Origin of the sequence: Plantactinospora alkalitolerans, assembly GCF_015690345.1 — a bacterium.
Taxonomy (GTDB): Bacteria; Actinomycetota; Actinomycetes; order Mycobacteriales; family Micromonosporaceae; genus Plantactinospora; species Plantactinospora alkalitolerans.
The window spans coordinates 1-7,265 of record NZ_JADPUN010000068.1; the positions used below are offsets into that span (position 1 = coordinate 1).

Sequence of the window (7,265 nt, forward strand, 5' to 3'; positions counted from 1 at the left end):
GCGGCATCCTCCCTCGGGGCCGGGTGGTGGTGGGCCGGTGGGCCGCTGCCGGTCACCCGGCCCCGAGGGAGGATGCCGCATGTCCAAGTCTGCTGTTCCGGTGAACCTCGCCGACAAGCTGTCGCAGTTCAGCGAGCTCTGATCGCAGAGGAGGGTGGCTGTGCTCAACGACTACGAGGTCAAGCTGGCCAAGCTGAAGGGGGAGATAGGCGGGCAGCAGGATCAGACAGACGGGTACGCAGGCATTGGACACCGGGGGTCCTCCGCGCACTCGACCAGGTCGTCGCAACCGGCCGCCAGCGCCCTGCGCAGCGTGTCCCGGATGCCCGCCAGGTCGAAGATCTTCTGCTCCACCTCTGCGAGCTTGACCCGCGCCACCGACTGGATCCCGTCGCCGTCGCCGTCGCCGTTGCCGTTGCCGTTGCCGTTGCCGTCGCCGTTGCCGTCGCCGTTGCCGTCGCCGTTGCCGTTGCCGTTGCCGTTGCCAGAACCGCCCCCGAGTTTCGGGCGGCGGGCGGCGCCGAGCAACGCCGCCACCTCAGCCAGGCTGAACCCGAGCCGCTGTGCCGTCTTGATCGCTTGCAACAGCGTCACCGTCTCCGGCGGGTACAGCCGATGCCCGCCCAACGTACGGCCCGGCTCGGGGATCAGACCCCGACGCTCGTAGTACCGCAGCGTCTGCTGGTTGACCCCCACTGCCGCCGCGAGTTCGCCCGAACGCAGGCCGTCGGCGGTACTCCGGTCAGCCACGGTTCCCGCCGGCGAGCGCTCGTGCGGTCAGTGCGTCGAGGACGCGGACCCGCTCCGTCGGGACCGTCACGTCCCACCGCAGCCGGTGGTCGGCCATGCTCAGGGCGAAGGCGAAGAAGGAACAGCAGCCGGACTCCCGGACCATCAGCTCCGCCACCCGGGCCGCCACCTCCGGGTCCGGATCGAACTCCAGGCACAGGCGTGCGGGCTCGGCGCGGTACACCGACCGGACCGCGGTCGCGAGAAGCTCGTCGAACTCCGCGAGCCGCACCGGTTGTTCCACGGTCGGCAGGGTGCACGCGGCCGGCACCCAGTCTGTCGACGTACCGTCAAGTTCTGCTTCTGCCATCCTCCGACGGTAAGCCTGTACCCGGGTACCGGATGCAAGTCCGCTCGCGGCGCGGCGGGAAACGGGATGCCGACCGCGGGCCGGCGGTCGTACGGTGCGGGGATGTGGGGACCGTTCGTACCAGGGTTGCGACTGTGTCGGCTGTTCTACACCGAAGCGGTACGCCCGCTGCTGCGCGAGGCGTACCCGGGACTCCGGTACGCGGCCGGGCGGCTCGGCGAAGGCTCGGAGGTGCTCGGCTTCGACACCGAACGCTCCGTCGACCATGACTGGGGGCCGCGCCTCGAACTGTTCCTGACGACCGACGATCTCGCCCGGCACGGCGAGGAGATCTCGGCGATGCTGACGGCCCGGCTACCGAAACAGGTCGCCGGGTGGCCGACCCACTTCGGGCCGGTCGTCGGGCGTGCCCGGGTGCTGACGCAGACGGACGGGCCGGTGGCACACCGGGTACGGATCACCGAGGTGGGCGCCTGGTGCGATGGATACCTGGGCTTCGATCCCCGGCGAACGGTCGGCACACTGGACTGGCTTGCCACGCCTGCGCAGCGGCTGGCCGAGGTCACCGGTGGCGCCGTGTTCCACGACGGCGTCGGGGAGTTGACCGCCCTGCGTGATCGCCTCCGGTGGTATCCGGATGATGTCTGGCGCTACCTGCTCGCCTGCCAGTGGATGCGGATCGCCGAGGAGGAGCCCTTCGTGGGCCGTACCGCCGAGGCCGGTGCCGAGTTGGGCAGCCGGGTGGTGACGGCGCGACTGGTCCGGGACGTGATGCGACTCTGCCTGCTGCTGGGACGGGCGTACCCGCCGTACACCAAGTGGTTGGGCAGCGCCTTCGCCGCACTGCCGGACGCGGCCGGCGTCGCGGCGGCGCTGGACGAGGCGTTGACCGGGGACGGTACCGCACGGCAGGCGGCACTCTGCACCGCGTACGAGACGGTTGGCGGGTGGCAGAACCGGCTCGGCCTGGCCGAGCCGGTTGACGCCACGCGTCGCCGGTTCCACGACCGGCCGTACCAGGTCATCGGCGCCGGACGGTTCGCCGCCGCCCTGCTGGCCCGGATCGACGATCCCGAGATCGCCGGGTTGCCGCCGGTCGGCGGCATCGACCAGTACGTGGACAGCACCGCCGCGCTGTGCCAACCGAGGCTGGCCCGGGGCCTGATGTCCGCTGCCTGGCAGGCCGGAGCCGGAGCCGGAGCCGGAGCCGGAGCCGGAGCCGCCGACGGTCGGGACCCTGAGCCGCCTCGGGCTCCTTGATCGGCGTTCGTCGGCGACACGCCCGGCGTCGGCCCCCACCAGCCGGACGATGCCCGGTCCGCCGCGTTCCCCCAAAGCGAGGTCGGAACTGGGTACCGTGCTGGCACATGACCGTCGTCAGGCTCCGAGCACAGCGCCGGACCATTGGCCTCGCCCTCGGGCTCGCCGGCCTGGCGGTCGCCGTTCCGGGCTGCGGTGGCCAGGATCCGTCCGACACCGCGTCGCCCGCCCCGACCACGGCGGCAGCCACCAGCGCAGCCCCGCCGATCACACCGAGCGCCACGCCCGTCTCGACGGACGGCTGCCCGGTCGACCCGACGACCCTCTTTGCGGCGCTCCAAGCCAACAGGAAGTTGAGCAGCGCCCTCGACGCGCGGATCAGCGGCGTACGGGACGCGGCATGTCATCGCGGGTACGCGACGGCGGTCAGCGTCGTTCCGCCGGAACTCGCCGACCCCGCCTTCATCGCCTTCAGGTACGATCGGGGCTCCGGTACCTGGAAGGCGATCGCCGCCGGAACGGACGGCATCTGCGGCGAACTGGTGCCTGCGGACATCATCCCCGAGCTGTCGGGATGCGTCGGCTCATAACCCCCGGCCGGGTCGAGCTTCCGGTGCCGTACGCCGCGACCGGCGTGCCGTCTGCCGGCGTGCCGTCCGCCGTATGCCGCGCCCGGCGTATCGTCTCCGGCGTGCTGCCGTACCGGTTAGCACCATTTTCGCCGTACACCGGTCTGCACTTTCCGGCTTGGACCGGCAGGCATCGACGAGCCGGAACATGATTCGGTAGGCTCGCCCAGTTATCTGAAAAGTTCCGGAAGGTCCTTGGACGGCCGCTGGAAGCCATTTCCCGCCGAACCGGTCCGGCCTTCGACGCAAGGCGCACCTGGTGCAGGAGGCGATAGCCGTGGTCGATGGCCCCACCATCGGCGTGCTCACCATGTCTGTCGGATGCGATTACTTCGGCAGCATCCTGGGTGGAATCGCGCGGACGACGGCGGCTGCGGGCGGGCGGCTGATAGCGATTCAGACCCTGGGCGCCGGGACCTTCGACTTCGACCCGCCCGAGCCTCCCGATTTCGGGCATCCCGTCGCGTGGGACCACGTGTCCGCGTTCGTCGTCATCCTCAACTCCGCATCGCTGGGATACCTGGAGGCGATCCGGAGCGCCGGCAAACCGGTCATCATGATCAGCGACGAGATGCCCGGCCTGCCGTGTCCCGTCGTCCTACCCGACAATCGGACCGGTGTCAGGGAGGCGGTCCTTCACCTGGTCGGACACGGCCATCGAGACATCGCCTTCGCCGGATACCTGGAATTGCGGGATCTCCGCGAGCGCTACCAGGCGTACCGCGACACACTCCTCGAATGCGGTATAACGCCGCGTGCCGAGCTGCATTTCGACACCGGCGACAATCGGGAGAGCGGAGGCGAGCGCGCCGCGCGGGCGATGATGGCCGCCGGGCTGCCCTCGACGGCGGTACTGGCGGGAAATGACCTCAATGCGATCGGGTTGATGCGAACCCTGCTGGCTGCCGGCATCGACGTACCGGGCCAGCAGGCGGTAGTCGGTTTCGATGACATGGACGGGGTCGTCTATCTCACCCCGAGCCTCTCCACCGTCCGGCAGAGTTTCGCGCAACTGGGCCAGAACGCCGCCCGATTGGCACTGCGGGCCATCGCGGGGGACGAGCCCGAGGCCCGCACGTGGTACGTGCCCACATCGTTCCGGCCCCGCGAGTCGTGCGGCTGCCCCGACACGTTGACACCGAGGCCGTTCCAGCCATCCTCGGCGCCCGACATGTCATCCACCGAGCAACTGGTCGCCCAACTCGGCGCGGTCCTGACGCCCGAGCCGGCGGATCCGTCCACTCGGGCCACGGTCGCGGGTGCCGGTGGCCTGGTCGCGGATGTACTCACGGCGGCGGCCGACGGTACGCCGGAACCAAATCCCCTCGAACTCCGACAGGCCCTGGTCACGTTGCAGAGGCTGCACCAGCGGCATCCGGAGGGTGCCGTCCAGATGATGCAGCGCATCCGGCAGTTCGGGCTGCGCCTCGCGCAGCGCCTCGGAAGCGATGACCGGGCGGGAGCCGAACGGGTCCAGGCGGGAACCGAGGACATCGTCATGGCACTGGCGCAGAGCCGGGCGCGGGTCCGGGCGGCCGAGGAGAGCGAGTTCCTGACCACCCTCAAGATGCTCTACACCGTCAGCAAGAACCTCCTACGCAGCCACGAGAAGGATCCCCGGGGACTGACCTGGATCCAGGACACGAACGCCCGCGCCGGCTGCCTCGGACTGTGGTCACACTCCGCCGACAACGACACCGGCGCGCACACGGACACGCACACAGACACGGGCGCGCACACGGACACGGGCGCCGGCGCGCCCACAGACATGGACACGGGCGCCGAACGGACGCTCGACGTCGTCACGATGTTCGCGCGCGACCGTGGGGTGGTGCCGATCCCGGCCGGGCCGGTGCCGCCGCGGTCGTTTCCCCCCGCCGAACTGGTCGAACTCGCGGACCTGGACGCCGACCAGATGGTCTACGTGGCGCCGCTGAAGGTCGGCACGAGTGACTGGGGAATGCTCGCCCTCGTCGGCCCCATCGAGGCTGACCTGGAGACCGGCCGGGAGATGATGAACCAGTGGGCGGCCCTGCTGACGATCGCCCTCGACCATGCGGCGGTGCTGAAGTCCCTGCGCGAGCAGGAGGACCTGCTGCGGCACGCGGCGCTCTACGATCCGTTGACCGGGTTGGCCAACCGGACGCTGTTCCTGCAGCGGCTCGAGCAGGCCGTCAACACCCATGCGCGGCATCCGGACCGGCACTACTCGGTGCTGCTGCTGGATCTCGACGGCTTCAAGCTGGTCAACGACAGCCTGGGGCACCTGGCCGGCGACCGGCTGCTCGTCCAGGTCGCCGAGCGGATCCGCGCCAATACCTGGGCGGCCGACGTGACGGCACGGTTCGGCGGGGACGAGTTCGCCATCCTGCTCAGCCACGCTCCCAACGGCAACGGCAACGGCAACGGCAACGGCGACGGCCCGGTCGCGGTCGCGGTCGCGGAGCGGATCCGCGCCGCGCTGGATGTCCCGTTCCAACTGGGTGAGGAGGAGTTCGTCGTTTCCGCCACCATCGGCATCTCGCGCAGTACGAGCGGGTACCAGCATGCCGAGGACGTGATCCGGGACGCCGACACCGCGATGTATTCGGCCAAGTGGCAGCGCAGGGGCTCACATGCCGTGTTCGACATCGCCATGCACGAGCGGGTCGTCGGTCGTCTGCGTACCGAGGCGGAACTGCGCCGAGCCCTGGAAACCGGGGCGTTCGAACTGCACTACCAGCCGATCGTACGGCTGAACGACGGCCTGATCTGCGCGTTCGAGGCACTGATGCGCTGGCGACATCCCGTCCGAGGACTGGTGGTACCCAACGACTTCCTGCCGATCGCGGAGGAGAGCGGGCTCATGCCGCCGATCGGACGTTGGGTACTCAGCGAGGCGTGCCGGCAGATCGGTGCCTGGCGGGCCTGCGGGCTCGGCCCCGACGGACTGCGGATGAGCGTCAACGTGTCCAATCGACAGTTCTGGCACACCCGGCTCCTCGACGATGTGGAGGAGAGTCTGCGGGCGGCGAACCTGGACCCGGCGGCCCTCATCATCGAGATCACCGAGGGCGTCATCGTGCACGACGTGCCGGCGGCCCGGCGGAAGCTGGCGGCGTTGCACGAGATGGGCGTACAGCTACACATCGACGACTTCGGCACCGGCTACTCGTCGTTGCAGGCCCTGCACCACCTGACCATTGACGCCTTCAAGATTGACCGGTCGTTCGTGGCGCCGTTGGCGACCGATGCGAAGAGCCGGGAGTTGGTGCGGTCGATCGTGTCGATGGGCATCAACCTGGGGCTGGAACTGGTGGCAGAGGGCATCGAGACCACCGCCCAGCGGGACCAGTTGCGCTTCTACGGCTGTCACCACGGTCAGGGGTACCTCTTCTCCGGGCCGGTCTCCGGAACGGACGCCGAGGCGATCCTCCGGAACGGAACTCCGGCCGGCGCTGGACGGACGGCGGCTCGATCCGTCCGGTAGCCACATCGTCACGATCGGCCAACGGCCACCCGCCGTCGGCGTCGGTCACCGGTCATCGGTCATCGGTCATCGGTCATCGGCCGATCCAACCGGGAGCACCGTGCTCGGGATATCGACTATTGTCGCTTGATATGTTTCGATCGATACTACGAAATGTTTCAGCGCCCACCACCACCGGCGGCCCACCCCGCCAGGCACCGAGGAGTCCTCCATGCCCCGTCCACGTTCCGTACCGAGACGCCTGTGCGTCACGCTCGCGGCCTTCGCCCTGGCCATCGCCGCCGGCGCCGTGGCCATCACCGTCGCGGCACCGCCGGTCGCCGCCGCCCCGTGCAACGGCTACGTGGGCTTGACCTACGACGACGGTCCCAACGCCGGCACCACCAACGCGCTGCTCAACGCGCTCACCTCGGCCGGTGCCCGGGCCACGTTCTTCAACATCGGACAGAAGGCACAGCAGAATCAGGCGCTGGTCCGAGCCCAGCAGTCGGCCGGGATGTGGATCGGAAACCACAGCTGGACCCACCCGCACCTGACCCAGATGAGCGCCGCCCAGATCACCTCGGAACTCAGCCAGACCCAGCAGGCCATCCAGCAGGCCACCGGTAGCGCACCCCGGCTGTTCCGTCCCCCGTACGGCGAAACCAACGCGACCCTCCGGTCGGTCGAAGCCCAGCTCGGCCTCACCGAGGTGCTGTGGAGCGTGGACTCCCAGGACTGGAACGGCGCGAGCACCAGCCAGATCGTCCAGGCCGCCTCCCAGCTCCAGAACGGCGGCGTGATCCTGATGCACGACGGCTACCAGACC

The 7,265-nt window shown here is 69.6% G+C and carries 6 protein-coding genes; 4 read left to right on the forward strand and 2 right to left on the reverse strand.

Annotated features, from left to right (window positions below; genetic code table 11):
- Positions 1-222 precede the first annotated feature (222 nt).
- Together I0C86_RS04535 and I0C86_RS04540 are read right to left on the reverse strand one after the other, a co-directional pair.
- The gene (locus I0C86_RS04535) at positions 223-750 is read right to left on the reverse strand and encodes a MerR family transcriptional regulator (RefSeq protein ID WP_196199924.1); all 528 of its coding nucleotides are present in this window, start codon (positions 748-750) and stop codon (positions 223-225) included.
- Complete coding sequence (locus I0C86_RS04540) at positions 743-1,099, reverse strand: hypothetical protein (RefSeq protein ID WP_196199925.1); 357 nt, start codon at positions 1,097-1,099, stop codon at positions 743-745. The genes I0C86_RS04535 and I0C86_RS04540 overlap by 8 nt, the downstream gene beginning before the upstream one ends.
- 102 nt (positions 1,100-1,201) lie before the next feature.
- On the opposite strand from I0C86_RS04540, the gene I0C86_RS04545 reads away from it, so the two are divergent.
- From I0C86_RS04545 to I0C86_RS04560, 4 genes are all read left to right on the forward strand, one after another.
- Entirely contained in the window at positions 1,202-2,359 is a 1,158-nt protein-coding gene (locus I0C86_RS04545; RefSeq protein WP_196199926.1) for a DUF4037 domain-containing protein, read from the forward strand.
- A gap of 107 nt (positions 2,360-2,466) precedes the next feature.
- The gene (locus tag I0C86_RS04550; protein ID WP_196199927.1) at positions 2,467-2,949 is read left to right on the forward strand and encodes a hypothetical protein; all 483 of its coding nucleotides are present in this window, start codon (positions 2,467-2,469) and stop codon (positions 2,947-2,949) included.
- A gap of 298 nt (positions 2,950-3,247) precedes the next feature.
- Entirely contained in the window at positions 3,248-6,457 is a 3,210-nt protein-coding gene (locus I0C86_RS04555) for an EAL domain-containing protein (RefSeq protein ID WP_196199928.1), read from the forward strand.
- Between the two features lie 211 nt (positions 6,458-6,668).
- The coding region (locus I0C86_RS04560; protein WP_196199929.1) for a polysaccharide deacetylase family protein at positions 6,669-7,265 on the forward strand (597 nt) is incomplete at its 3' end.

What these genes read in the sequence shown, in the direction of transcription:
- I0C86_RS04540 (WP_196199925.1), bottom strand. Translation starts at nt 1,099, where the DNA reads ATGGCAGAAGCAGAACTTGACGGTACGTCGACAGACTGGGTGCCGGCC.
- I0C86_RS04545 (WP_196199926.1), top strand. Translation starts at nt 1,202, where the DNA reads ATGTGGGGACCGTTCGTACCAGGGTTGCGACTGTGTCGGCTGTTCTAC.
- I0C86_RS04550 (WP_196199927.1), top strand. Translation starts at nt 2,467, where the DNA reads ATGACCGTCGTCAGGCTCCGAGCACAGCGCCGGACCATTGGCCTCGCC.